The sequence below is a fragment of the Oceanobacillus sojae genome (genome assembly GCF_900162665.1).
In the GTDB taxonomy this organism is placed as follows: Bacteria; Bacillota; Bacilli; order Bacillales; family Amphibacillaceae; genus Oceanobacillus; species Oceanobacillus sojae_A.
On the sequence record NZ_LT727810.1, the window covers coordinates 284,049 to 310,668 of the forward strand.

Annotated in this window: 22 protein-coding genes; 15 read left to right on the top strand and 7 right to left on the bottom strand. The window is 38.1% G+C overall.

The window, feature by feature from the left end; all coding sequences use genetic code 11:
- Positions 1-130: 130 nt before the first annotated feature.
- The 3 genes from BN1068_RS05135 (at position 131) to BN1068_RS05145 (ending at position 2,919) form a co-directional block, all read left to right on the top strand.
- The gene (locus BN1068_RS05135) at positions 131-574 is read left to right on the top strand and encodes a hypothetical protein (RefSeq protein WP_077601759.1); all 444 of its coding nucleotides are present in this window, start codon (positions 131-133) and stop codon (positions 572-574) included.
- 22 nt (positions 575-596) lie between these two features.
- Positions 597-1,952, top strand: a complete 1,356-nt coding sequence (locus BN1068_RS05140; protein WP_077601760.1) for a tripartite tricarboxylate transporter permease — start codon at positions 597-599, stop codon at positions 1,950-1,952.
- Between the two features lie 112 nt (positions 1,953-2,064).
- Positions 2,065-2,919: a Cof-type HAD-IIB family hydrolase gene (locus BN1068_RS05145; RefSeq protein WP_254846710.1), complete on the top strand. Its 855-nt coding sequence runs from the start codon at positions 2,065-2,067 to the stop codon at positions 2,917-2,919.
- A 128-nt stretch (positions 2,920-3,047) separates the two neighbouring features.
- Here the strand turns inward: BN1068_RS05145 and ytvI are convergent, their stop codons facing one another.
- From ytvI to BN1068_RS05160, 3 genes are all read right to left on the bottom strand, one after another.
- Complete coding sequence (gene ytvI / locus BN1068_RS05150; RefSeq protein ID WP_077601761.1) at positions 3,048-4,133, bottom strand: sporulation integral membrane protein YtvI; 1,086 nt, start codon at positions 4,131-4,133, stop codon at positions 3,048-3,050.
- A 118-nt stretch (positions 4,134-4,251) separates the two neighbouring features.
- A complete protein-coding gene (locus BN1068_RS05155; protein WP_077601762.1) occupies positions 4,252-4,740 on the bottom strand; it encodes a DUF3887 domain-containing protein in 489 nt (162 codons plus the stop codon).
- Positions 4,741-4,758: 18 nt separating this feature from the next.
- On the bottom strand, positions 4,759-6,084 hold the full coding sequence (locus BN1068_RS05160; protein ID WP_077601763.1) for an alpha/beta hydrolase: 1,326 nt from the start codon (positions 6,082-6,084) through the stop codon (positions 4,759-4,761).
- Positions 6,085-6,266: 182 nt separating this feature from the next.
- On the opposite strand from BN1068_RS05160, the gene BN1068_RS05165 reads away from it, so the two are divergent.
- Both BN1068_RS05165 and BN1068_RS05170 read left to right on the top strand, forming a co-directional pair.
- Positions 6,267-6,674, top strand: coding sequence for a secondary thiamine-phosphate synthase enzyme YjbQ (locus tag BN1068_RS05165; RefSeq protein WP_077601764.1), 408 nt, complete (start codon positions 6,267-6,269; stop codon positions 6,672-6,674).
- A gap of 28 nt (positions 6,675-6,702) precedes the next feature.
- Positions 6,703-7,458, top strand: coding sequence for a tyrosine-protein phosphatase (locus BN1068_RS05170; protein WP_077601765.1), 756 nt, complete (start codon positions 6,703-6,705; stop codon positions 7,456-7,458).
- A gap of 258 nt (positions 7,459-7,716) precedes the next feature.
- Here the strand turns inward: BN1068_RS05170 and BN1068_RS24415 are convergent, their stop codons facing one another.
- Positions 7,717-8,085 (bottom strand): hypothetical protein, encoded by a 369-nt coding sequence (locus tag BN1068_RS24415; RefSeq protein ID WP_077601766.1) that lies wholly within the window; start codon positions 8,083-8,085, stop codon positions 7,717-7,719.
- 88 nt (positions 8,086-8,173) lie between these two features.
- Complete coding sequence (locus BN1068_RS05180) at positions 8,174-8,425, bottom strand: GlsB/YeaQ/YmgE family stress response membrane protein (RefSeq protein WP_077601767.1); 252 nt, start codon at positions 8,423-8,425, stop codon at positions 8,174-8,176.
- Between the two features lie 457 nt (positions 8,426-8,882).
- Between BN1068_RS05180 and BN1068_RS05185 the strand changes: the two genes are divergently transcribed.
- The 4 genes from BN1068_RS05185 (at position 8,883) to BN1068_RS05200 (ending at position 17,698) form a co-directional block, all read left to right on the top strand.
- The gene (locus BN1068_RS05185; RefSeq protein ID WP_077601768.1) at positions 8,883-10,853 is read left to right on the top strand and encodes a methyl-accepting chemotaxis protein; all 1,971 of its coding nucleotides are present in this window, start codon (positions 8,883-8,885) and stop codon (positions 10,851-10,853) included.
- A gap of 395 nt (positions 10,854-11,248) precedes the next feature.
- Positions 11,249-13,219 (top strand): methyl-accepting chemotaxis protein, encoded by a 1,971-nt coding sequence (locus tag BN1068_RS05190; RefSeq protein ID WP_077601769.1) that lies wholly within the window; start codon positions 11,249-11,251, stop codon positions 13,217-13,219.
- Between the two features lie 137 nt (positions 13,220-13,356).
- Positions 13,357-15,333, top strand: a complete 1,977-nt coding sequence (locus BN1068_RS05195; protein ID WP_439822971.1) for a methyl-accepting chemotaxis protein — start codon at positions 13,357-13,359, stop codon at positions 15,331-15,333.
- 391 nt (positions 15,334-15,724) lie between these two features.
- Positions 15,725-17,698 (top strand): methyl-accepting chemotaxis protein, encoded by a 1,974-nt coding sequence (locus BN1068_RS05200; RefSeq protein ID WP_254846711.1) that lies wholly within the window; start codon positions 15,725-15,727, stop codon positions 17,696-17,698.
- A 285-nt stretch (positions 17,699-17,983) separates the two neighbouring features.
- Here the strand turns inward: BN1068_RS05200 and BN1068_RS05205 are convergent, their stop codons facing one another.
- The gene (locus BN1068_RS05205) at positions 17,984-18,160 is read right to left on the bottom strand and encodes an aspartyl-phosphate phosphatase Spo0E family protein (RefSeq protein WP_077601771.1); all 177 of its coding nucleotides are present in this window, start codon (positions 18,158-18,160) and stop codon (positions 17,984-17,986) included.
- Positions 18,161-18,630: 470 nt separating this feature from the next.
- Here BN1068_RS05205 and BN1068_RS05210 point away from each other — a divergent pair, with 470 nt between their 5' ends.
- The 5 genes from BN1068_RS05210 (at position 18,631) to BN1068_RS05225 (ending at position 23,975) form a co-directional block, all read left to right on the top strand.
- Positions 18,631-20,088, top strand: coding sequence for a flagellin N-terminal helical domain-containing protein (locus BN1068_RS05210; protein WP_077601772.1), 1,458 nt, complete (start codon positions 18,631-18,633; stop codon positions 20,086-20,088).
- Positions 20,089-20,136: 48 nt separating this feature from the next.
- Entirely contained in the window at positions 20,137-20,298 is a 162-nt protein-coding gene (locus BN1068_RS23550) for a hypothetical protein (RefSeq protein WP_175637081.1), read from the top strand.
- A 441-nt stretch (positions 20,299-20,739) separates the two neighbouring features.
- The gene (locus BN1068_RS05215; protein ID WP_077601773.1) at positions 20,740-21,558 is read left to right on the top strand and encodes a bacteriochlorophyll 4-vinyl reductase; all 819 of its coding nucleotides are present in this window, start codon (positions 20,740-20,742) and stop codon (positions 21,556-21,558) included.
- Positions 21,559-21,706: 148 nt separating this feature from the next.
- Complete coding sequence (locus BN1068_RS23555; protein WP_175637082.1) at positions 21,707-21,883, top strand: hypothetical protein; 177 nt, start codon at positions 21,707-21,709, stop codon at positions 21,881-21,883.
- Positions 21,884-22,061: 178 nt separating this feature from the next.
- A complete protein-coding gene (locus BN1068_RS05225; RefSeq protein ID WP_077601775.1) occupies positions 22,062-23,975 on the top strand; it encodes a nuclease-related domain-containing DEAD/DEAH box helicase in 1,914 nt (637 codons plus the stop codon).
- Between the two features lie 353 nt (positions 23,976-24,328).
- Here the strand turns inward: BN1068_RS05225 and BN1068_RS05230 are convergent, their stop codons facing one another.
- Positions 24,329-24,676, bottom strand: a complete 348-nt coding sequence (locus BN1068_RS05230) for a DUF8042 domain-containing protein (protein WP_077601776.1) — start codon at positions 24,674-24,676, stop codon at positions 24,329-24,331.
- Between the two features lie 588 nt (positions 24,677-25,264).
- On the opposite strand from BN1068_RS05230, the gene BN1068_RS05235 reads away from it, so the two are divergent.
- On the top strand, positions 25,265-26,524 hold the full coding sequence (locus tag BN1068_RS05235) for a helix-turn-helix domain-containing protein (protein WP_139344737.1): 1,260 nt from the start codon (positions 25,265-25,267) through the stop codon (positions 26,522-26,524).
- The last annotated feature ends 96 nt before the right edge of the window (positions 26,525-26,620 follow it).

The window sequence follows — 26,620 nt, forward strand, 5'->3', positions numbered from 1 at the left end:
ATTCAAAAAATCTGTAATTAGTATCTGCTAATAGGTTCTAGTATAATTGGCTTGTATGTAGTATAATCAGATTATTTCATTCTGCAGATAAATGATTCAGACTTTTATTTAGAGAAGGGGGCCTGAAAAGATGGCAGAACAAGAACAAAAGAGTTCCCGGACATATGTTGAAATTATCGGCGATACGGTTTATGGGAAGCATTTAATTTTTACAATTATTATCAGTGTGGTGTGCAGTTTTATTGGCTTTTTTATAGGCAGAGAGCTTATTTTTCCGCGAATTGCTCCAGAGGAAATGATTCAGTCTTATTCATTGCTGCTGGGAATTGCAGGGAGTGTAACCGGTCTGCTGATAAATACGTTTTTATTTAAACCGAAAAGAACCTTAAATGAAACAGCGTCTACGAATAATGAACTATCGGAAATATATGAAAAGCTGCAACTGGATATGGAAGAAGAGCGGGAATCTATTTTAAATGATCCGGTAACAGCGCAGGAAATGAAGGAACAAGGATTTTATGACATGTTTATTCCTGATGGGAATGAACAACACCACCCGGAAGAGAAGAAATAGCGAAAGAGGAGAATGAACAAAAATGGATGTATTACTTATATCAATTCTGCTGGCGGTTGCAGCGGGGATTATATTCACTGCAATCGGATTAATTTCCGGCTCAGATGAAACTGCTGTGCTTGTTCCGGCAACATTAATTGTTGTATTGCTGGGAGCTCCCCCAGAAGCTGTTTTTGCATTTTTTATGTCGGCAGTGCTTTCCAAGCATCTCACACATGCGATACCAACGGCATTAATGGGTGTGCCTGGAGATACAACAGCGACTCCGATGCTCGATCATGCCAACTTTATGCGGCGAATCGGCCTGCCGCATATTGCTTTGCGGAAAATGATTTCTGGCGGAGTTATTGGTGCATTTATTGCACTTCCTGTATCATTGGCGTTTGCTGTATTCTTAAGTCAGTTTGGCGAATTTTTTCAAGAAAATGCCGGGATTATTTTTACGTTGGCAGCGGTTTTAATCGGTTATTTTTCCAAGGGACGCTGGGCAAGTATTATTTTAATTATTCCGCTTGCTCTGGTGATTCAAGGACTAAACCTGGTCAGCACAACAATTTTAGGGACAGGATTATCCATAAGCTTCTTCCTGGGGATTGCTATTGGACCAATGTTTACAGATATTCTATTGGCTTCCTCCAGGAGCGGGCGTTTAATGATTCAGCGGCATCAGCCAAATGAATATAAATTAGCTCCGGAAAAGAAATCCTGGTCCGGGTATTTCCCCAATCCATTTAAAGTTTTAACGAAAAAACAAGCAGCATCGGTTGGCGGAACATCCTTCCTGTCTTCTCTTACCTTTGCTCTCAGTCCGGTCGGAATGACAGCATTGATGGGGGAAATAATAGGATCCCGTGTGAAAGGACAATATAAGAAATCAACGACCAGTCTTTCTACGATGAATGGTGTAACAGAGTCTACTTATATTGCGGAAACAATTATTCCACTGGTTGCATTCGGGATTCCGCTCAGTCCTGTGGCAATCGGCCCGGCGCAGGCATTATTTAATGCGCCGCCGGTATTTACAACAGAGCCGGTTCATAATTTACATACCTTAATGGAGCCAATGGATTTTCTTCTTTATGGGTTGATTGGAATTATTGTTGCCGCAATTATCGCTTACCCGTTTTCAATGAACTTTGCAAGAAAAGCGACTGTTCTTGTCCTAAAACATATTAACCAGGAAGCAATTATAGCGATGTTTATTGGTGTCGTTACGCTGCTTGCGTTTTATGAAGGCGGCCTGGTCAGTGTTACCGTTACTTTTTCAATGGCTATGGTCGGCGGTTTATTGAATCGTTTCCTCGGTGTAGGAATCGGCGTTCAATTTATGATATTCTATGGTTCTAACTGGATTGTAACCACTTTATTGGGGATGTAGATTCTGATAAATAGCGGGGCAGAGGAGCTCCGCTATTTTTATAGAAAAAGAATAGAAATATTTCAGAGAATAAACCTGTATTAAAATATGGTAAGATATCAGGTGGAAGGATGTGAAGCGTGTGAAGCTAATAGCAATTGATTTGGATGGTACATTACTGGGGGAAGATGGAAAAATCAGTGAAGTAAATCAAGAAGCCATTCGCCAAAGACAAGCGAACGGGGATATTGTTGCTTTTTGCTCTGGAAGATCACTGCATGATATGAAGGAGATTGCGGCAGCTGCTAATTTGGATGTTCCATTGATTTGTGCGAATGGGTCGTTAACGAGTGTAAATGATGAAATTATCCGCAGCCAGATACTTACTTCAGAGAAATTAATAGATATCATGGAAAAAGTATCTGAGGCAGAATTATATTTTGAAGTTTATACGAATAAAGGCGTATATGTCCAAAAAGACAAACAGCCGATTCTGGAAGAAGAAAAGGAAACGCTTTTTGATACACCGGAGGAAAAAGAAAGTGCAGAACAAATTATTCAAATACAAAATATGCAATATGGTATGGTTGAGGTAGATGACTACTTAGAAGCAGGAGTTACTGAATTGGAGCCTTATAAAGTATTTATCCTGTCATTCCGCCGTCAGGAATTAGAGAAGCTTGCGGAAGTTTTAGAGGATAGAGAGGATATTTACGTAACAACCTCAGGCTATCAAAAATTAGATGTTGCTCATCCAGATGCAAGTAAGGGAGATGCCCTGAAAGGTCTGGCAGAATACTATCAAATTCCAAGTGAGCGTACTGTTTGTATTGGAGATAACTATAATGATATTTCTATGTTCGAATATGCTGGCACTGCTGTAGCCATGCAAAACGCAGAACCGGAAGTAAAGGAATATGCAGATCATATAACCAAAAGCAATGAGGAAAATGGTGTCGGCTACGCACTGAATGAAATAATCGAGTAAAGATAGGTATATTTTAAAGCGATAATTATTCTTTTAGAGGATGCACTTTTATAAAAAAAACGAATCTGAGTCACATTTCCAGATAAGAAGCGTGAAGTCAGATTCGTTTTTTATTTGCAATATTATCGCTACTCTTCTGCATTCTCAATTGTTTTCTTCTTTACGAATTGGAACAATCCTACCTCATGGGCCGCCTGGAATGCACTGACAACGAATGGCCCAAAAATCAGCCCGAGTACCCCGAAAAAGACAAAACCAAAATACATGGATAAGACTGTAGGCAATGCTGCGAGCCCCATTTGATCGCCGAGTACCTTTGGTTCTGTAATCCGTCTGATAATCAGCAGGAATAATGCTAATAACATCAGCTGCAGACCGGTTGGAACATCTCCAATCATCATCATTAATCCTCCCCACGGAACAAGAATTAATGCAGGACCGACGTAGAGCGGAATAATATCTACAATCCAGATAATAAAGGTCATTAACAGCGCAAATCGCGGTGAAATAAATAATAAGCTCAAGTAAGTAATGACAAAAATCATAACACTAAGTAAAAATTGTGCTTTCCAGTATCCCCAGAACACTACCTTTAAACGGCCGAAGAAGTTATTTAGCTTGATAGCTGTTTTCTCTGGAAAAAGAGCAAAAAATGCTTGAAACAGCTTTGGTAAATCAAGGCTGAATAAGAAGAAAGTGATAAGATAAACAAGAGATATAAAGAGCAGGTTGGGAATAGATTGTACCCAGGATCCGAGCATGCCAATCATGCTCTCTACTAAATCATACCCTGTATTTAACAAACGTTCCGACTGGCGTTCCAGCTCACTAATAATCGCATCGCGTTGAGGTAAATCAGCAATCAAATCATTAAATTTATAAATAATTTCATTAATAATAGATTGAATTTCACTTCCATACCTCGGAACATTATAGCTCCATTCCACAATCCGGCTGATGGTGCTTGTAAGCATGACATAAAGCAATACGCATGCCGCTACTACAAATGTTGTAAAAACAATGGTTACCGGCCAAATTCGTTTTTCTGTTTTTAAAGCTTTCTTCAACAGCTTCACCAGCGGTTCAAAAATAACTGCTGTCAGTAAGGCCAGTAAGACGGGGATAAATACCGAAAAGTAAAAATACAAGAACACTCCAAGTGCTACAAGTAAAATACCAATAATAATTTTCTTAATTAATGCTTGGTTTAACAAAAGCTTTCCTCCTGCCAGTAAAACAATAATTTCTTATAGTATTAGTTTATAACCCGACTCTCAACTTGTAAACTAGAACGAGAGGTGTTATGGAATAAGAAATAGTTTTTCCGTACACTTACTGAATAAAAAATCCGCCAACTTCATTATTTCCATTAACAGATACATTTAAAACAACAGGCTGATTATTAAATGCTCCTTCATAAAGAAGGGAGTAATATCCGTCAACTTGCTGCTCGTCCACATAGTCGTATCCTGCAAACTCTCCAAAATCTGTAGTAAGCTGATCCCAAATTTCTTCTAAATCAGCTGCAGTTACTTCGGACGCCATCGTATCATCAAAAAGTGCTGTTGCCCCTTCAAAATCTTCATCAGCTACCAGTGTTAAAAATGCTTCCGCAGTTTCAGAGGCTTCCTCCGATGTTATTGAAGCAGTATCCTCATTGTCTGCAGTTTCTTCCTCTTCCGCTTCTTTTTGATCTGTCTGCGTCTCTTCCCGGCTATCGTCATTATCTGTTTCCGGGGATGAATCGGAACTTCCACATGCTGCAAGTACAGTAATCAATAAAATAGAAGTTAATAGAATGCTTAATTGTTTTAATTTCATTTTTATGCTCCTTTGTGTTTAATTGTTATGCTCAAGAATCCAGCCACTTATATCTGTAATCACTTCTTCATCAACATGGCCGGGAATTTGGTATTCTTGAACGCTTCCTTTGTTTTCTCCCTGAGACAAAATAAAGATATGATTAAGCTCTGGATATGATTTAAACGTTACCTGCGGGGCATTCTCAAAAGTGCTCTGCCAGGCGGTGAAATCCTTTTCCATAGTCACCTGGAAATCGGCTTCTCCCTGAAGGACAAGTATCGGCTTATTGGAATCAAGAGCAATCTGACCGACATCATATTGATCCATTTCCTGAAGATAATATCCGCTCATTCCCCCAAGATCATATTCCATTGCTTCTTCTGGCGACATATCCTGAAAGCTTTTTGCAAGCTCTTTAAATGCTTCTGCCTGTTCCTTGACCTGTTCTTTTGCTTCATCGCTCAAATTATCAGGAACCAAATCCAATTGCTGATCGTACAAAATTTCCCATAGAGAACGGGGAGACCCGGCTAAAAGAATCATTCCGGCCGTATCAGCTTCTTCATCAATCCGCGGTGCAAGCATTCCGCCGAGGGAGTGTCCGCCAATATATACCTGATCTGAAAGAATTCGGTCGTCCGCTTGCAGCAGACGTGCTGCCTCTACTGCATCATCGATGGTTTCTTCTTTAACTGTCAGTGCTGGACCTAAATCTTCCACCATTTTTGCACCATGTGTAAATGTACGCTTGTCATAACGGAGAACAGCAATTCCATTCTCTGCCAATCCATAAGCAATATCTTGAAAAGGCTTGTAACTATAGATAGCTTCATCCATATCACTCGGTCCTGATCCTTGTACGAGCACAACAGCAGGAAAAGGTCCTTCTCCATCATCCGGCAGGGTCAGCTTTCCACTTAAGGGATAGCCTTCCTCCGCTTCAATTGTAATTTCTTCCTCTACAGCTGAATCAGGCAGCGCTGCTTCTTCATACGGGCGCTCAATTTGGAAGCTTTCCAGCTTTTCTTCTTCATTCCATTTCGTTTTAACCTTCACGGTTGCGTCATCAAAAATAACTTCACCAGAAACAGTTGTTTTCTCCTCCTTAGCAGCAGCTTCCATGTTCTTTATTTCATCAAATGCAGTTCCCCGATTAGCTTCCCAGGAGAGCTGTAATTCTGCAGCTGGATATTTTTCCTGCAATGCTTCTGAAAAGTATTCTTGTTCAATCTGCTGGTACTCCTCCCCCTGTAATTGCTGAATCACTTTTTCAGTATTTTCTTCTGCCGTACTCTCCTGGCTTGAACAGGCAGAGAGGACGGCAAGGCTGAGACCAATAAGAAGTATGTATTTTTTGCGCAAGCTCATCACTCCTTTTTATCATTATGCTAAGTATGGATTTGATTATTTTAAAGTTATATACATACATACGATTGAAACAAGATTATGTTTCAAAATAGCTTAATTATTTGTTGATTAGCAGATCTTTCGTTAAGATGGAAGTATACTTTTGACATGATATCGAAGGGAAGAGGTGGGAAAGTTTGCCTACAAATACAGAATTATTTCAAATAAAAACAAATAAAAAACAGGAGTTTGTTTTTTTAGATAGCGAGCTGGAAGAAATCCTGGCAAATAGCGGTGTGCAGGAAGGGATTATGATTGTGTATTGTCCGCACACAACTGGTGCAATTACAATTAATGAAAATGCTGACCCGGATGTCCGACGGGATCTATCACTTGGTATGAACGAAACCTTTCCAAATAAAGAAGCATATGTTCATATGGAGGGAAACTCAGATGGTCATATGAAATCCTCGGTTGTGGGAGCCAGTGAAACGTTAATTATCTCAAACGGACAGCTGGTCCTGGGAACATGGCAGAGTGTATATTTCTGTGAGTTTGACGGTCCAAGGACGAGGAAGGTGTATGTCAAAATTTTAGAAGGCTAAGGCTGGTAAATAAAGGGGAGATAAAAGTATGACTGCAGAAGCATTATTATTTAATCCGCAAAGACATATTGAATTAGAAGGAACACAAAATATTCGTGATTTAGGAGGCTATCCGACAAAGGATGGCAAGCAGACAAAGTGGGGGAAATATTACCGGGCGGATTCCTTACATAAAGTATCTCAAGAGGGACATGCTTTTTTGCAAAAGGAAAAAGGCATCCATACCATTATTGATTTGCGCCTCAGCATGGAAGGGAAGTATAGAAAAGAAGATAAAGCCCTTTATGATTTTTATAATATTCCATTGTTGGATCCAGCTACGTTTACAACAAAAATGCCGAAAAGCCTTGTAGATATGTATATTTTAATGTTAGAGACCAGTAAACCGAAATTTAAAGAAATCATGGATATATTTCTAAAAAAGAAAGGAAAGCCTGTTCTTTTTCATTGTCGTGTCGGAAAGGATCGTACAGGTGTCCTGGCTGCTATTTTATTGGATTTAGCAGGTGTATCAAGAGATATTATTGTGAAGGACTACGCGTTAACAGGAGAGTATAAGAAAATAACGGATGAAGAGCTCAAAAATCGTCCGCCGCTGATGTCACGCAATCAATTTAAAACGATGCTGGAATGTGAGCCTGCTTATATGGAAGCATTTTTGGACTATTTGTATGAAAAATATGGGGATGCTGCCGGCTTTTTAAAAGCGATTGGTCTGATGGAGGAAGAGATTAAAGCATTACGTGATGATTTTGTAGAAAAGGATGTTCAAAAAGCCCAATAAAGATGACACGGCGAATTTCTACGTTGACTAGCTATTTCCAATGGGACTGGGACTGCGATTACTCGTCCCACCGAAAACATTTGTGGACAATACAGAAGTCACCACAACACGCGAGAAGTCCGTTTGGAAATAGCTAGTCGCCTTGAACTTCTTGGTCCTATTTACCGAACTTTTTGAACACACATTAGAAGAAGCATAAGAAAAAGGGAGAATCACAGACCTATGCTGTGATTCTCCCTTTTTCTATTATCCCGATACCTAATAATATGGCGGATACGGGTATCCATTATAGTATCCTGGAGGTCCGGGCGGTCCAGGGGGGCCTGGTGGACCCGGGGGGCCGTAATATCCCATCGGTCCCGGTGGTCCTGGAGGTCCAGGCGGCCCGGGAGGACCATAGAATCCCGGGCCGGGACCAGAACCAAAGGCGCTTCCTAATAAGCCGCCAGCTAACCCGCCGATAAACGGAAAAAAGAACGCACGCTGCTCTGGTCCATGTTGATGAAAGCCTGGAGCAGGGTATGGGTTATATTGTGAAGCAGGCATATCAAACTGCTCTGGATGCTGATAATCCATCACTTGATATTCATCTGCATGTGAATAAGCATGATTTGGGTCAGGTTGCATATACATTCCTCTTTTCTGTATGAGCTATATACCTAACCTATGCATCTGCTTCGATTTTGTTCATCCGTTCCTCCGGTATCGTCTGAATTTAACGGCGGAATAGGCGCAAGATGAAACTGACAACGAGAATAAGGATAATAGCCCCAATCAGAGCAGGTATAATATAGAATCCTCCTATTTCAGGTCCTAACGATCCAAAGATAGCTGTACCGAGCCATGCACCGATGAAACCCGCCAGAATATTTCCGATAATTCCACCTGGTAAATCCTTACTTACTATTAATCCGGCTATCCAGCCAATAATTCCACCAACAATTAAACTCCAAATAAAACTAAACATAAAAATCATTCCTTTCTATGTTTATCTATTTCCAAATATAAGTATTTTAAACTTAAAATTATTTATTTTTTGTGATGGAATAAGAAGATATTTAAGATTCATTTTCACATCTTAATGGGTCTGTTGTTTTTAGGTATAAAGTTTTTGTTGCTGCCTATTGTGTTTATAGGTAATAAGTATTGATGAAACTGTGGAATTGCATAAATATTTAACAATTATGCGCTGAGTTGTATGATTCCTTTGGCTTATTATAATCTATATTAATTTATAATTTTAATATAAAAGACTTTATTTTTCTTAATTAATAAATCTTTACTAATATATAATTACCTTTATATTACTTTCATTTCTTTTTAATGGAAATCATAAAAAGTTTTTATAAAATTTCTCATTTTTAGATACATTTTCTCTCTTTTCTTCCGATAAATAAGTATACACAATTAGGAGAGATGGAAAAATGAAAAAAATATTCAAAGCCAAAGGAATACGATTTAAGTTAGTCTTATCTTTTATCTTAATTTTATTAGTACCGGGAATTACCATTGGAGTAATGTCGTATTTTAGTTCCATGAATACGATAGAGCAGCAGAAGCGGGAGCAGGTACAGGAGTTAACCGAGGTGATGAATCAGACAATTAATAATACATTCGGGATGAAGCAGAATGATATGGAAGTCTTATCAAGCGTCATTACAGCAGATGTAATAGAGGATATAGACGAATTAAATAGAATAATGTCTGATTATATCGGGTTACATCCGGAAGCTCCTGAATTTTATCTTGGGACAGCAGAGGGAGATTACCATATGCAGCCGGATTTAGAGATGGAGGAAGGTTATGATCCGCGAGAGCGCGACTGGTATAAAGAAGCAATGGCAAATCCGGAAGAAGTGATTATTTCTGATCCTTATCTGACAGCAAGCGGCGAAGGACAGATAGCAGTCAGTATTTCTAAAGCGCTGGAAGATGGATCGGGAGCAATTGGCATTGACGTATCTACGGACTTTATTCAGCAGCTTGTATCCGAAATGAGTATCGGTAAAAACGGATATGCTATTCTGCTGGATACAAATCAAAACTTTATTTATCATCCGGATTCAGAGGCCGGTGAAGAAGCGGAAGAATCCTTCTATCAGAAAATGTATGATAATGATTCCGGGACATTTAACTATGATTACAAAAATATGTCTAAAATTATGGTATATGATACAAACAGTTTAACAGGCTGGAAATTGGGAGGAACAATTGACGAAAGTGAGGTAGAGGCCACTGCTATGTCTATCTCTACTCCGGTTACCATTACACAGGGTATTACCTTAATTATCGGAACAGCTGTCATTTTACTTCTTATTCGTTCCATTATCCGTCCAATCAAGGATTTAAAAGAGAAAGCTGAAATTATAAGCACGGGAGACTTAACACAATCGGTGGAAGTTAAAACAAATGATGAGATCGGCCAGCTGGGTATTGCATTTAATAAAATGGGAGAAAGTCTGCGGGAATTGATTCGGGAGGTTGAGTATAATACACAGCAGGTTGCTGCATCTGCTGAAGAATTAAATGCAAATGCAGACCAGATGACAAGCTCCTCAGAGCAGGTTTCTCTTGCAATCCAGGAAGTATCATCCAGTGCGGAGCATCAGTTAAGCGGTACGGAGGATGGAGTGAATTCCCTGGAAGAAGTGTCAACTGGTGTGAACAGAGTAGTAGAAAGCTCTGCGCAAGTAACGGAACTGGTTCAGAAAATGAACACACAGGCAGAGGTCGGCGGACAGGCTGTGAGTGATACATTGAATCAGATGACCTCTATTCAGTCGTCTGTTGAGAATACGAATGAAAATATTTCGTCTTTATTAGGACGTTCGAAACAGGTTAATACAATTTTAAATGCAATTACAGATATATCGGAACAGACAAACCTTTTAGCATTGAACGCGGCAATCGAAGCAGCGCGTGCCGGAGAACACGGAAAAGGGTTCGCCGTAGTGGCAGATGAAGTCCGGAAGCTTGCGGAACAGTCCAAGCTTTCAGCTACACAAATCAGAGATATTATTGTAGGAATCCAGACAGACGTTGAAAATGCTGTTGATAAAATGGGACAGGTAACATCTAATGTAAACAGCGGCCTGGATGTGTCCTACGATGCGATTGATAAATTTGGTGAAATTATGCGCTCCAGTGAGAGCATTAAACCGCAAATGGAGGAAGTTACATCCATCTCTGAACAAATGGCTGCAGCTGTAGGACAATTAATGGAGACAGTGAGTAATTTAGCATCTATTGCCCGTAATAATGCAGCATCTTCAGAGGAAGTCGCAGCATCCTCTGAAGAACAGCTTGCATCGATGGAGGAAATCTCCGCATCTGCGAAATCCCTATCGTCAATGGCAGAAGATCTATCAGAGAAAGTCTCAAAATATAAATATTAAAACCAGGTTAATAGTTTAATGAAACAAGTACAGCAGTAAGCATAATTACTGCTGTATTTGTTTTATCAGGGATGATATCTGTAAAATTCCAGTGGGATTTGGATAAAGGCAAAAAAAAACAACACCAAAATAAATTGAAAAACCTTTAGAAATTGGAGAAGGGTCCGATATAAATAGTAGTGAGAAATTGTACTTATTAATTGGCGGAGGAGTGTCTTTATACTCGTTATAAAGTAGTGCAAATGCGTTACTTATTACGGATATAAATAGATGACATTCTATTTGCCAAACAAGCTTAAGATAACCCTGAACCTTGTCAGATTAGGCTTAGCAGCTTCTCTCTGCGTTACAAACGTAAGAATAGTAAAAATTGATCTACTTAGGAGAGATTGATAATGAAAAAAATATTTAAAGCGAAAGGCATACGGTTTAAATTAGTTTTATCTTTTTTCTTAATTTTATTAGTACCAGGGATCATTATTGGAGTTATCACGTATTTCAGTTCAATAAACACTGTAGAAAATCAACAAATGAACCAAGTAGAAGAATTAAACACCATGATGGATCAAACAATTGATAACCAATTTGAATTAAAAAAGAATGATGCAGATGTCATGTCCGAAATGATTACAGCAGAACAAATTAACGATCCGGAAGAATTAAACCGGGTATTTTCTCAATATATCCGGCTGCATAATGAGGTTACCGAAATTTATGTTGGAACACCGGATGGAGAGTTCTTTAATCAGCCAGCACTTGAAGTGGCGGATGATTATGATCCAAGAGAACGTGATTGGTATAAAGAAGCAATGGACAATCCGGGTGAAGTGATTATTTCTAATCCTTATGTTTCAGCAAGCGGGGATGGAGCAATTGGAGTCAGTGTATCAAAAACCCTGGAAGATGGCTCAGGGGTTATAGGAATTGATGTATCTACCGATTTTATTCAGAGTCTTGCATCAGAAGTGAAAATAGGAGACCACGGGTATACTATTTTGTTGGATACCAATCAAAATGTTATCTATCATCCGGAAATGGAAGTAGGGGAAGAAGCCGGACAAGCTTTTTATCAGAATATGTATGATAAGGATGCCGGCAGCTTTGAATATAAGTATAATGATACATCTAAATTAATGGTTTACAATACGAACAGCATGACTGGCTGGAAGATTGCCGGGACGATTGATTATAGCGAAGTACAATCAACAGCAAAATCCATTACATCCACACTGATAGTAGTTCTCTCTATTACCTTAATCCTGGGAATCGGCGTCATTTTGCTGCTTATCCGTTCGGTTATCCGGCCAATTAAAGAAATAAGAGAAAAAGCAGAAATCATCAGTACTGGCGACTTAACGCAGTCTGTGGAAGTCAAAACAAATGATGAGATTGGCCAGTTAGGTAACGCTTTTAATAATATGGGAGAAAGCCTGCGGGAATTAGTCAGGGATGTGGAATTAAATGCACAGCAGGTTGCCGCATCGGCAGAGGAATTGAATGCAAATGCAGACCAGATGACAAGCTCATCCGAACAGGTATCTCTGGCAATCCAGGAGGTATCCTCCAGTGCGGAGCATCAGTTAAGCGGAACAGAGGACGGTGTTCATTCGCTGGAAGAGGTATCAACAGGCGTCGGCAGAGTAGTGGAAAGCTCCACCGAAGTGACAGAGCTGGTTCAGAAAATGAATACACAGGCAGAGGTCGGCGGACAAGCTGTGAGCAACACCTTGAATCAGATGACCTCTATTCAGTCGTCTGTTGAGAATACCAATGAAAATATTTCATCCTTATTAGAACGTTCCAAACAGGTCAGCACGATTTTAAATGCGATTACAGATATATCTGAACAGACCAACCTCTTAGCATTAAATGCGGCGATTGAAGCAGCGCGCGCCGGAGAGCATGGAAAAGGATTTGCGGTCGTAGCAGATGAAGTCCGGAAGCTTGCAGAACAGTCCAAGCTTTCCGCCACTCAAATCAGAGAGATTATTACAGGTATACAAACTGACGTGGAAAATGCAGTAGAGAAAATGTCACAAGTAACCTCTGATGTAAATAGCGGACTGGATGTGTCCTATGATGCGATTGATAAATTTGGAGAAATCATGCGCTCCAGTGAAAGTATCAAACCGCAAATGGAAGAAGTAACATCGATCTCTGAACAAATGGCTGCTGCGGTAGGACAATTAACGGAAACAGTGGGCGACTTAGCATCTATTGCCCGTAATAATGCAGCCTCTTCACAGGAAGTGGCAGCGTCCTCCGAAGAACAGCTTGCGTCCATGGAAGAGATATCTGCCTCTGCGAAATCTCTCTCATCCATGGCTGAAGATTTATCAGAGAAGATATCAAAATATAAATATTGAACAAATATAAATGTATAAAAAATACAGCAGTGAATATACTCATTGCTGTATTTTTTATGGAAAAAGGATTCATTTTAGATAAATAAAACCGATAATAAAAGTAGAGGATTTTTTCCAATAAAAGGAGGATGAACCGCTTGAAAAAGAAAAATAAAGAAACTAATGGGGTAAAGAGAAAGCTGGTTATATCTTTTTCATCTATCTTAATCATACCGATTGTTCTCATCGGTTTTTTGACTTACAACAGCTCTGTCAATACCATGCAAGCACAGCAGGAACAGCAGGTAAATGAAATCATCACTTTAATGGGACAAAATATCGAGGATACACTCGCCTTAAAAAGCAGAGATATTGACGTATTTGCGGAAAATACGAGAGGCGGCCAGGTAGAAGAGGAAGACGATGAACTAACCATGGTTGTTGGTCAATACTTACATTTTCACGAGGAAGTAGATAAAATTTATTTTGGTTCTGAAGAGGGCACTTTAGCTATTCAGCCGGAAACAGAATTGCCTGATGATTTCGATGTCCGTGATCGTCCATGGTACATGGAAGCAATGAAATCTCCGGGAGACTTAATTATTTCTGATCCCTATCCAACAGAAGCGTCAGATGGAGATATGGTTGTGACACTATCTAAAACATTGGCAGATGGATCAGGTGTTGTCGGAATTGATTTGTCAATGGATTTTGTTCAGGAAATGGCATCCTCTGTAGAAATTGGCGAAAGCGGTTATCCTGTTTTGTTAGACAGAGATGGAAATATTATCTTCCACCCTGGAAATGTAGCAGGTGAACAGATGGAAGAAAGCTTTATTAATCAAGTATCTGCACAGGATGCAGGAGCTTTTGAATATACAGAGAATAATGAATCGAAAATTCTGGTTTATGATACCGATGAATTCACAGGCTGGACGCTGGCGGGAAGTATTGATTACAGTGAAGTTCAAAATAATGCAGCTTCTATTATAAAAGCGCTTATCATCGTAATGATTGTTGCTTTTCTAATCGGCTGTGTCATAAACGCGGTCACGATTCAGTCTATCCTTCGTCCAATCAACGGATTAAAAAGGAGAGCAAAGGTAATCAGCACTGGAGATTTGACAGAAGAGATTAAAGTTGTAAAAAATGATGAGATTGGTCAGCTGGGAACTGCGTTTAACGAGATGCAAGGCAGTTTAAGAGCATTGATCCGTGATGTTGAAGTAAATGCGCAGCAGGTTGCGGCATCTGCAGAGGAATTAAACGCGAATGCGGATCAAATGACAAATTCATCGGAACAAGTATCACTTGCGGTTCAAGAGGTATCCTCCAGTGCAGAGCATCAGTTAAATGGTACGGAAGACAGTGTGAATTCCTTGGAGGAAGTATCAACTGGAGTCGGAAGAATTGTAGAAAGCTCGACAAAGGTTTCTGAATATGTAACCCAGATGAGCGGGCAGGCAGATGTAGGCGGACAGGCTGTAAGCAATACATTAAATCAAATGACATCTATCCAGTCATCTGTAGAAGATACGAACAAGGATATAACTTCTTTATTGGAGCGTTCTAAAGAAGTCAATACCATTCTTAAAGCAATTACCGATATCTCGGAGCAGACTAATTTACTTGCCTTAAACGCAGCAATTGAAGCAGCCCGTGCCGGGGAGCATGGAAAAGGATTTGCTGTAGTTGCTGATGAGGTGCGCAAGCTGGCTGAGCAATCCAAAGCATCTGCAGGGGAAATCAGTACCATTGTTCAAGGCATTCAAAATGATGTCCAGAATGCCGTTGAGAAGATGGAGCGGGTAGCATCGTCCGTGAATGATGGCCTGGACGTGTCCTATGATGCAATTGACAAATTTGGTGAAATCATACGGACAAGTAACAGCATTAAACCGCAAATGGAAGAGGTCACGGCAATTTCTGAACAAATGTCTGCCGCTGTAGAACAGGTTACCGCAACAGCAAATAATTTAGCTGCTATTGCCAGAACGAATGCAGCCTCTTCTGAGGAAGTGGCTGCTTCAACAGAAGAGCAATTGGCATCCATGCAGGAAATTTCAGCATCGGCGAAATCATTATCGTCTATGGCAGAGCAATTAATGGAAAAGGTTAAAGCGTATAAATATTAAACATGGATAAAAGAACGGCAGTTGAACGAAATTCTAATGAAAAAGCTTCGTTATCAGCTGCGTTTTTTTATTTTTAAATAGGTATTTAATCATGGATTAATAGTTTTGAATAGAATGAAAGTTTTAAAATAAACCTGATGTATTTATATTATGAAAAATCATCCGATAAATATAAAGTATGAATTTTTCAGGATAAGTACTGTATTCCAGTGGAAAAAGGAGTGAAGCAATACCAGCTACAACATGCTTATTATATGGGTATTTTGTATCGTTTTTATAAAATAGTGGAAGAAAAGGCAAAGATATCAGCGGCCATCCTTCTTTTTTCAGATTGTAAAAATGTACAAGTTTAGTAATGAAAATAGAATATAGCAGCAAGGGAGATTCAGTTGTGAAGAAAATAATGAAACCAAAAGGAATTCGATTTAAATTAGTGTTGTCCTTCTTTTTTATGTTATTGGTTCCAAGCTTAATAATCGGAGCAATTACATATTTCAGTTCTATTGATACATTGGAGGATCAAAAAACAAAGCAGGTAGAAGATATTACTGCGCTGCTGAACCAGACAGTGGACAATGCATTAGAATTAAAAATAAATGATTTGAATACATTTGCAGCACAATTTAACAGCGGACAAATAGATGATGATGAAGAGACATTAGAACAGGTATTGAGGCAATATAAGGAAATGAACGAGGGTGTTTCGGAGGTATACATGGCTTCCAATGACGGTGATCTCTTCTATAGACAGCCTGTTTCGGAATTACCGGAAGGATTTGATGCAACCGAACGCGGCTGGTTTATCAATGCGGTGGATAATCCGGGAGAGGTGCAGATTTCAGAACCATTTGAAAGTGCAAGTGGAACAGGAACAGTGGTAAGTATTACGAAAACACTGGACGACGGTTCCGGAGTAATGGGGATCAGTCTGTACATCGATTTTATCCAGCAGATGGCATCAGAAGTTTCTGTTGGAAAGAATGGTTATGCGATTATTCTCGATCAACAGCAGAAATATATCTATCATCCAACCTTTGAAACCGGAGAAGAAGCTGATGGCAGTACACTGGGAACAATGTTTGATAATGAGACAGGCAGTTTTGAATACAGCTATGATAATGCAGAGAAAATAATGGTATACGACACAAATAATTTATCCGGATGGAAGCTGGCGGGAACAATTGATTACAGCGAAATTCAGGATGAAGCAGCATCAACTTTAACGATAATGATAACTGTTATCGTTGGCACATTATTGGTGGGAACTTTAATCATTCTGTTCTTAATCCGTTCAATCACCCGTCCAATCCGTAAATTAAAGGAAAATGCGAAAGTTATCAGCACAGGTGACTTAACACATACGATTGAGATTAAAACAAAGGATGAAATTGGAGAGTTAGGTCTGGCCTTTAATGAAATGCAGGAAGGCTTAAAGAATCTTGTTCGCGATGTCGAATTTAATGCGCAGCAGGTTGCAGCATCGGCAGAAGAATTAAATGCAAATGCCGATCAAATGACAAGCTCATCCGAGCAGGTATCTCTAGCTATTCAAGAGGTATCCGCCAGCTCAGAGAAACAGCTGAGCGGTACAGAAGAAAGTGCCAATTCCTTAGAAGAGGTATCGACAGGGGTCGGCCGAATTGTTGACAGCTCTACAAACGTAGCTGAATTGGTAACACAGATGAGCACACAGGCAGAGGTCGGAGGGAAGGCAGTCAGCGATACGTTAAATCAAATGACTTCTATCCAGTCGTCTGTAGATAATACAAACCTGAATATCGCATCCTTACTGGAACGCTCAAAGCAGGTAAGCACGATTTTAAATGCGATTACTGATATTTCCGAACAGACAAATCTTCTGGCATTAAATGCAGCGATTGAAGCGGCACGTGCCGGGGAGCATGGAAAAGGATTTGCCGTTGTAGCTGATGAGGTTCGTAAATTAGCGGAGGAATCCAAAAATTCTGCCGGCGAAATCAGCTCGATTGTCCATGGTATTCAGGATGATGTTCAAAAAGCGGTGGAAAAGATGTCTGAAGTGACAGCCAATGTAGATGATGGATTAGATGTATCCTATGATGCCATTGATAAATTTGGAGAAATTCTGCGTTCAAGCAGTGATATTAAACCGCAAATGGAAGAGGTAATGGCAATATCCGAGCAGATGTCTGCAGCAGTTCAGCAGGTCACAGCAACTGCAAATGACCTGGCTTCTATCGCCAGAGATAACGCCTCATCTTCGGAAGAGGTTGCAGCATCCACGGAAGAGCAGCTTGCATCCATGGAGGAAATCTCAGCATCTGCAAAATCTCTCTCCAGTATGGCAGAGGAATTAACATCAAAAATTGCGGAATATAAATATTAAGCCAAATAAGGCATGATAGAAAAAAGAAGAATCTCCACTATTTGGACGATTCTTCTTTTTTCTATGTAAGTACTCCATTTTTTATTCAAACTATAACTGAATTTTTATTCATTTTCATGTCATAATAAACCAATTTTATTTGTCTGCTTAAAAAATATTGGGTACAGCCTTACTCTTTCTATACATATCATCATTTGCATCTTTACTTATATGGCTTAGTAATCGTCTTGTTTTACAAGATGTGCAGCAATGGAACGGTTACCATGCAGATTTGTAATCAAGCTATCAGATCTTCCGTTGAATGGGAGTTTTATTTGAAATCCGATCTAATTGATTTAGCAAGTTATCCAGCGACTGTGATATTTTTAATAAATTTGGGTCATTTGGATCTTTTTCATAAACTGCATACATTTCTTTTCTTTTCGCTTCAATCTGCTTGTTCAATTTATTAATTTCCGACATACTCTCACGCCCTCTCCAATTATCAAACAGAAGTTGGATATGGCATAAAAAGATATGATAAGGCTCTTAGCATGATTTTAACAGGAAAGGGGAGAAAAATAAAATAAATCAGCTATAGTATTTTATGGGAAGGGAGTATTTAATAGTAAGTTAAATATTTAAATGAAGTTTGGATGATCTAGTTTTTATGATAAGTGTTCATCAGGAGGATTGCGCGTTTTTATAGAATTATAATAGATTTTCACGCAGCAAAAAGGAAGGAAAAATAAATTTGAAAAAGAATTAAAAAAAATTATAAAAAAGATTAAACAATTTGTCCCAGGAGCCGATATAAGAAATAGATCATCAGAGGATGATTCGTTAGGGCCTTAACGAGATATATTTATTTTGATATTAACCTAAATGGTTAATATAGATGAGATCACATGGATGTGGCTCAAAAATTTTAAATTACATGGAGGTAAGAAATTATGATTATCAATCACAACATTTCAGCGATTAATGCGCACCGTCAGTTGGGAGTAAACCAAAATGGTGTACAAGGATCATTGGAAAAGCTTTCTTCTGGTCTTCAAATCAACCGTGCAGGGGATGACGCTGCTGGGTTGGCAATTTCTGAAAAAATGCGTGGACAAATTCGTGGGTTGGAGCAGGCTTCTACGAATGCTCAGGACGGCATCTCGCTGATACAAACGGCGGAGGGAGCTTTGAACGAAACGCATGATATTTTACAACGTATGCGTGAGTTAGCAGTACAATCTTCTAATGATAGTAATACAGATGCTGACCGTGAAGAAATCCAAAAAGAAGTTGACCAGTTAGCTCAGGAAATTTCACGTATCAGCAATACTACTGAATTCAACACGCAAAACCTTGCTGGTGGAGGTTTTGAAGGTACATTCCATATTGGTGCTAATTCAGGACAAAATATTAAACTTTCTATTGATGCAATGGACGCACATACTCTTGGAGTAGCTCGTGATGTTACTGAAACTACAGGAACTTCCGATGATTTTAATAATGTTAAAGTTGGAAATACAACAGGTTCAGCAGTAGTTGATGGTGCGTCAGTAGATGTATCTGTTGCAGCTCAAACGGGTTCAGCAGCAACAGCAGCAGCTGGTACTCATAATGGCATTACACTTACTGCCGATACAGCTGGAGAAGCAGGTAATATTAACGTTGTCTTTGCAACTGGTGCAGCTGACGATGCAGAACTTGATGGTGATACTTTAACAATTACTCTGGATTCAACTGGTGCTTTAGATGAAGGTCAAATTCAAGATGCACTAGATGCTGGAGGCGTAACTGGATTTACTCTTAGTGGTACTGGAACAGTTGCTAATGGAGAAAATTTCTCACTAGCTGGTGGAGCTGACGAAATTGCTGCGGGTGATGGATATGTTGTAACATTAACTAGCGGTACTACTACTGAAACAGTTGATGTATCAGCTGATGCTACAAATGTAATTGGCACAGGAGCATTTGAAGGTTTATCATTTAATGTTGATAATTTATCTACGTCAACATCAGGAACAATTAATATTAGTTCTACACCATACACAGCATCTGCTGCACAATTTAATGCTGATGGTACTATAGCTAATGACGCAGTTGCAAGAGGTGGAGTTGATGTTTCAACACAAGAAACAGCTGATGCAGCAATTACAACAATCCAAACTGCTATTAATACAGTTTCTGCACAACGTTCAAACCTTGGTGCAGTACAAAACCGTTTAGAGCACACTATCAACAACTTAGGTGCATCTGCTGAGAACATGACAGCAGCAGAATCTCGTATCAGGGACGTGGATATGGCGAAAGAGATGATGAACTTCACGAAGAATAACATCCTTTCACAAGCGGCACAATCTATGTTAGCTCAATCCCAACAAATGCCTCAAGGAGTGTTACAACTTCTTCAGTAATTTGATGGGAAGGGCGTCTAATCTGGTAACGGATTAGAGGATAACTGGGTGAATTGCTGGAACTTCCTAAAGTGTTTTGTACCACAACGGAGCTGGAAACGGCAGACGGAATGGTTTGAAAAACAAAACAATGAAACAATGGATAATCAGCAGCCAAGCTCCTGGGAGGAAACTCTGGAGAAGGTTCAACGACTAGAATGTACTGCCTAAAGCAAATGCAATGGCAATGAGATTCGTAGGGTGGAATAAATTCCATTCGAAGTGCCCAGCCCCTTTTGATGACAAAGGGTGAAGATATAGTCTATTCTATGATCGAAAGACATAGCGGCAAAGCAAGCCAACCAAGTACCACAAGGTGTTTTACAATTACTTCAATAAGAATAGATTATTTAAAGAGACTCTGGCTATTAGAGCTAGGGTCTTTTTTTACAATTTTAATAGGTAATTTGAATTATTTTTGTTTTGGTTATTATAATTACAGGTAATTAGTCTGGTTGGTTGGATGGTGCTAAATATTTAATAGATTCATTTCATAGAATATATTCTATATTGAATTTAGAAGAATGAAGTGAGTGTAGGTTTATTGTAATGAATAAGTAGAATATGTTTAAAAATTAGAGTTTATTATAGAAAAAGAAAGGTGATTAAAATATGGGGAGAAATGAAGAATCTACAAATGTTGAATTAATTATAGAAAGTGCATTAAAAGTGCCGGGTGTTAAAGTAAACAGAAAAGAGTTTTTAGTCAGGGTCTTCAGTGATAAATTAAGTGAGGATAAAATCCCTGACTTAATTGAAAAAGGGCCATTAGAAGTTGGGATTAGTAAAGAGAAAATAAATAGAATAGCGAAATCTCTTGTAAGTAAGAGAACCTTACAAAGCTCTGGCACCTCATTTGTTGCTGGTATACCGGGCGGTTGGACTATGGCTGCAACTATTCCTGCTGACACTCTTCAATTTTTTGGAGTGGCTTTACGATTATCACAAGAGTTAGCCTATCTGTTTGGGTACAAAGATTTTTGGAATGAGGAGGAATTAGACATAGAAAGAATAAAAAGTGAATTGATTCTATTTCTTGGTGTTATGTTTGGTGTGGGAGGAGCTGCCTCTACCTTAAAAGTAGTTTCTTCTAAAGTAGCACAGCAAGCTTTAAGAAAGATACCTCAAAAAGCCTTAACCAAGACATTCTATTATCCAATTATCAAGAAAATAGCAGCTATTATTGGTGTTAAGATAACAAAGGATACATTTGCAAAAGGAGTTTCTAAAATAATTCCTGTGGTTGGAGGAGTAGTCTCTGGAGGGTTAACCTATACAACAATGACAAAGATGGGGAATAGTTTAAGAAATGCAATGCTTGATACCCTGGATTATTCACAACAAGATTTTAAAAAGGATATCAATGAAATTAAAAATAGTATGTCAGATATCATTGATATGGAATTTGAAGAAATAGCAGAGGGCAGTTAGAAAAAACAAGTATTTAAAATATTGGAATTAAACAAATTGAATTGATTACTAGTTAACGAATATATGATAAGAATATTATTCTGTTCTAGAAAAAATCTATTAATACAAAATAGTACGATTATTTGTTTACACGAAGGAGAAGGGAAATATGCCTCTACCAATTGAAAAATCCTTACTCCAAGATTTAAAAGCAAATTTTAAACAATATCTAGAAATAGGTTATGTTCATCTTAAGAGTAAATTGACTCATTTTTTGTGTACTAAACTCGTTGGGGTGCAGGGCAGGGGCTTAGAAATTATGAAATTCACTCAAGTGATAGATTAAATTGAGCTCGTAAAATCACTTAATACATATGTATAAATGGAGAGAATGGATACGATATTCACAAGAAAAAAGAAATCTTTATCAAATTGAAGATTTCCAATAATCTTGTTTAAAAATCCGAATTTATGTTTTTTATAATATGGTATAAATTCTAAAACATTATAGTGAGGTGTTAAAAATGACTGTAACAATTATTGAAAACTTCAATCTTAATGATCCTAGAACCGATGGTGAGAATTATTTATTAAATATGTTCAGAACATGTCCTCGATTTAAAGGCTGGACGGTATTTGAACAACCGCATATTAATTCAATGAAACCAGATTTTGTTTTAACACATCCAAAAAAAGGTATTTTGATTATAGAAGTTAAGGATTGGGATTTAAATTCATCGGTATACAATAAAAATGGATATATTCGTGGTACTAATGGTATCTATTATGAAAGTAACCCTATAAATCAGGTGGAATATTACAAAAATAATATTTTACATTATCAACTGAGTTTGAGTGTCAATCTATCCGAAAGATTCTCACGTTATTATTCATGTATTGAAACGGTTGTTTACTTTCATTATGCAACTAAACAGGAGGCTGTAGAATATTGTAATGCTTCTAAAAGCTATACAAAAATTTGGACCAAAACAGATATAGATTATATTGGAAATTCCAAGAATCAGTTAAACCACAATGAATATACCTATGCACTATCCAGAGAGAATTCTTTCTTTGCAAGCGATGGTTTACTTGAAAAAATAGTTGCTGAGCTAAACCTTCACCTTCAGCACGCAGATTATAACAACGAACGTCGGCATCCTTTTATATTGACTAGTGACCAAAAAAAGTTAGCTAATTTAAGTCCGGGTTCTATTAGGAGATGGAGTGGAGTAGCAGGATCAGGAAAATCATTAATAATTGCTGAAAAGGCAGTTCAAGCAGCAAAATTAAATAAGCGTGTTTTAGTTTTAAGTTATAATATTACATTAAGACACTATTTAAGGGACCTATGTAGCCAACAATTTGGCATCGAAAAATATCAAGATGAGCGAAAAAAACTTAAATCTCATATTACTATAAGCCATTTTCATGATTTTCTAAAATTAGTTTTAAATGAACACCAAATAGGGGCAAATTTTAAAGAGAATAGCGAAAATGAAGTTTATGAAAATATTTATATGAAAACTGCAAATGATTATATAAAATCACATACCATAAAACCACATCTTGAATTTGATTATATCTTAATTGATGAAGGCCAGGATTTTAAAGCAGATTGGATTCGGTTTTTAAAAAATTTTTTCACTGGCCGAGGCGAATTATTTATCGTATATGATAAAGCTCAGGATTTATACAATCACGGAGTTTGGATTGAAGACAGTGAACAAATAAAAGATATTGGCTTTAGAGGAAAACCTGGTCATTTAAAGTATACACATAGATTGCCAAATAAAATAATTCAAAAAATTGGTATGATTAGACAGACGTTGGAAATGGATGGTGAAGAGATTTTAGTTGCTAAACAAGAACAAGAAAGCCTCTTCCAAAAAACGTTGTGGTATAATTATCGCCCTCAAACCTTGCAGGAAAAATTGCAACAAGTTGTAAAACATTTACGGTATACACTCGATGCCAATCAATTAGAGGATATCGTTGTTTTAACAACCAATGAAAATACGGGTGCAGAAATTGTAAAGCACATTAACAATCTCGGTTTCAAGACTTCTCATGTTTATGATTTAATTCGAAATAAAGATATAGAACGCCGGAGAGTAGAGAAGTGGAAATTCCAGGGTGGAACTGGACGTTTAAAAATTTCTTCTTACCATAGTTTTAAAGGTTGGCAAACTCCAAACGTAATACTTATTTTGGATCCACCTACAACTAATTATAATGGAGAACAAATTATTATGGGAAATACATCTATTGAGACAGTGCAGAATGCATTATTTATAAGCATGTCAAGGGTAAAGGGAAGATCTGATAACGGTCAATATAATTTTACATGTTTAAATTATTTAACTGAATATGAACATTTTGGAGATGCTTTTGACGAGCATCATGAAGAAATTGATCATGGCAGGATAGGTGTATAAATAGGTATTATACCAATTAACAGAATTTACGCCTTTTCTATGACTGGGTTTGCAGTTTATAGAAAAACAGTACTTTGGAATTTTCCAAGTCTCTTACTTTTCCTCCATAGGTATACAATATTACAGGGGCATTCACCGTAACTGAGCTAATGTCTGATTGACGGCAAAGTAACAATAAATTTAACGATTACCAAATGAGCAGATACCATAATCTTAGGCATCTCCTTTTTGAGGTTTTGGTGTACTACCTTCCAGCACCCAAAAAAGCGAGGTGTCGTTTTATTTTTGAGAAAACTTTCCAAAACTAGATACTTTCCAATAAAATGACGTATATTTTTGTTTGATGAATCAAATCATTGATTTATTTGATTACTTTCCTTAAATAATAATTGTAATTTCTTTAAATTAGGCATCAGGGAAAATTGAGTGATTTCAGCAATTTTTGTTTGCTTATTGTTTTCTAAACTTTTAGCAATTAAAAGAATATTCTTTGCTAGTTTTTCAGATAGATTTTGATGTGTACTGTTTATGTAGCCCACTTTGCTTAATGCTTGAATACCCTCCACGATACTTTCAAACATAAAGAAAGCCTGATTTAGCTCTCTCGCTTTCACTAATCCTTGAAAATGTTCCGTTGCTTCTATAACGGTATTGGTGATATTTAATGAATGATCAATCTGTTTTTGATTTATTGTCGACATTTTTTACACTCCTGGCTTGAAATATGCGTTTTAACTTTTGAACCTTCTCTATAAATTGAACTGAAAACATTCTTATTTATTATCGGTATCTTTGAAAGAATAGTGAAGACTTTTGCCGAAAGTAAAGGTAATGAATATTATAAGAGAACAAAATAGCACCTTCACATATCTATTCAATGCTTGTAATCACTAGAGAAGTATAAAGATTAAAGAAGTGGAGGTCTTGGATATAACTAGAAGCTATAAAAGCAAGTATTAGATTGATATAAATAGATTATTAACGATAGCTGGGAAGTATTAAAACCATGAGGACTACAAATAAAATCTACCAAACCACAAAACCTTATAATACAATAATAATATCCAAACCAACCCACAAAGGAGGTCCTTCCCATCTACAAACTACTAATAGCAGATCGCGACAAAGAAGAACTTCAAGGCATCCACTGGCTGCTTTCAAAATATTCATTTCCAATAACGGATACCAGATTATCCGATCAACTTACAGATGTTCTGACAACACTGGAAAATGAACTGCCCGATATATTATGTATCGAATTAGATATGATACCTGAAGACAGCTGGGAGATGGTTAAATCATTTATTCACAGATGTGCAGGGCAGGTTATCGCTATTACTGCCGAAGCTACATTTGAGCGGGCCATGCAGGCGATGTCCATTAAAGCGGTTGATTTGTGGGTGAAGCCGCTCTCTCCATCAAGTATGAAGCATGCCCTGCAACAGGCTATCGGAAATTTATCGGCTGTCAGTAAGAAAAATACGGTTATAGAGCTCGGACATGCTGTGCGGTATGAAGCTTTATTTATAGATGACCATGTTTCCTTTCCTTATCCGGTATATTTGCTGGGAGCTGAGCAGCGGAAAACGTTGGATGATTTGCGGGATTTTATTGACCAATTTGATTTTGATTATAAACCATCGGTATTTTCCACCCATGATAATATCGTACTTGTCTTCCAGCATGATTTTCCCGCACCTGTAAAACAGGCACAGCGATTTTTAAGGGAATGGGAGCATTCGGAAGGAAATCCGATTGCAATTGTTGTTCATACAGGAAGCGGGGATTCTCTCCATCCCATTTATATGAAACTATTGCGGATGATGGAAACGACCTTTTTTATCGGCTATAAGCAGGTATTGCAGGCAGAGGACGTCCAGGAATGGATAGATATCGATCCTTTTTTAACGGTGGAGGAGCAGAGAAATTGGGTTTTTATGCTGGATGAGGGACAGGGGGATAAGCTGAAAAGCTGGCTGTATGAGGAATTTTTTAATATGAATTCCCCATATCCGGAGCCTGGACTGCTACGGACACGTTTAACCAGTATCCTCGCGCAGATACGCCGGTTTATGTTCCGGAAAGGGCTGAAAACGAAGGATAGTGAAGCTTATTATAAAAAGGTATTTGAAAGTATATTATATAGTCCGGTTTTGTATCGTATTGTCCAGGAGCTGATTCTGTTTATTAATTATCTGTTTCAAACGGTCAAGGAGCAGGATATGTATGCGAAGGCAGATGTTATCGAAGCGGCCATCGGTTATATGGAAAACCATTATAACGATGCAACTCTCTCATTGACGGAAGTAGCTGCCAATGTTCAGCGCAGCCCGTCTTACTTGAGTCATATTTTGACAAAAAAATATCAGCAATCCTTCCGGGAGATGCTGATCTATATTCGATTGCAGAAGGCAAAAGAGCTGCTTGGTGCAACAGATGATTCCATTCAAAATATTGCTGTTGCTGTCGGTTTCCGCAATCCAAATTATTTTAGCCGTGTGTTTAAATCACATACAGGGCTGACTCCACGTGAATGGAGATTACAATAAATGAAGCAGAATCTTATATTTTTATAATAAACTAATATTATTACTATAAAATGAAAGCGTTTTATGAGGTGGTTTATCTTTACCTGTGATTTTTGT

Bases quoted from the DNA above. Each gene is read 5' to 3' on its own strand.
- BN1068_RS05155 (WP_077601762.1), bottom strand. From the start codon at position 4,740: ATGAAATTAAAACAATTAAGCATTCTATTAACTTCTATTTTATTGATT.
- BN1068_RS24415 (WP_077601766.1), bottom strand. From the start codon at position 8,085: ATGCAACCTGACCCAAATCATGCTTATTCACATGCAGATGAATATCAA.
- BN1068_RS05210 (WP_077601772.1), top strand. From the start codon at position 18,631: ATGATTATCAATCACAACATTTCAGCGATTAATGCGCACCGTCAGTTG.
- BN1068_RS05180 (WP_077601767.1), bottom strand. From the start codon at position 8,425: ATGTTTAGTTTTATTTGGAGTTTAATTGTTGGTGGAATTATTGGCTGG.
- BN1068_RS05135 (WP_077601759.1), top strand. From the start codon at position 131: ATGGCAGAACAAGAACAAAAGAGTTCCCGGACATATGTTGAAATTATC.
- BN1068_RS05235 (WP_139344737.1), top strand. From the start codon at position 25,265: ATGGTTAAATCATTTATTCACAGATGTGCAGGGCAGGTTATCGCTATT.
- BN1068_RS05215 (WP_077601773.1), top strand. From the start codon at position 20,740: ATGGGGAGAAATGAAGAATCTACAAATGTTGAATTAATTATAGAAAGT.
- BN1068_RS05205 (WP_077601771.1), bottom strand. From the start codon at position 18,160: ATGTCGGAAATTAATAAATTGAACAAGCAGATTGAAGCGAAAAGAAAA.
- BN1068_RS05185 (WP_077601768.1), top strand. From the start codon at position 8,883: ATGAAAAAAATATTCAAAGCCAAAGGAATACGATTTAAGTTAGTCTTA.
- BN1068_RS23555 (WP_175637082.1), top strand. From the start codon at position 21,707: ATGCCTCTACCAATTGAAAAATCCTTACTCCAAGATTTAAAAGCAAAT.
- BN1068_RS05140 (WP_077601760.1), top strand. From the start codon at position 597: ATGGATGTATTACTTATATCAATTCTGCTGGCGGTTGCAGCGGGGATT.
- BN1068_RS05170 (WP_077601765.1), top strand. From the start codon at position 6,703: ATGACTGCAGAAGCATTATTATTTAATCCGCAAAGACATATTGAATTA.
- BN1068_RS05225 (WP_077601775.1), top strand. From the start codon at position 22,062: ATGACTGTAACAATTATTGAAAACTTCAATCTTAATGATCCTAGAACC.
- BN1068_RS05230 (WP_077601776.1), bottom strand. From the start codon at position 24,676: ATGTCGACAATAAATCAAAAACAGATTGATCATTCATTAAATATCACC.
- BN1068_RS05190 (WP_077601769.1), top strand. From the start codon at position 11,249: ATGAAAAAAATATTTAAAGCGAAAGGCATACGGTTTAAATTAGTTTTA.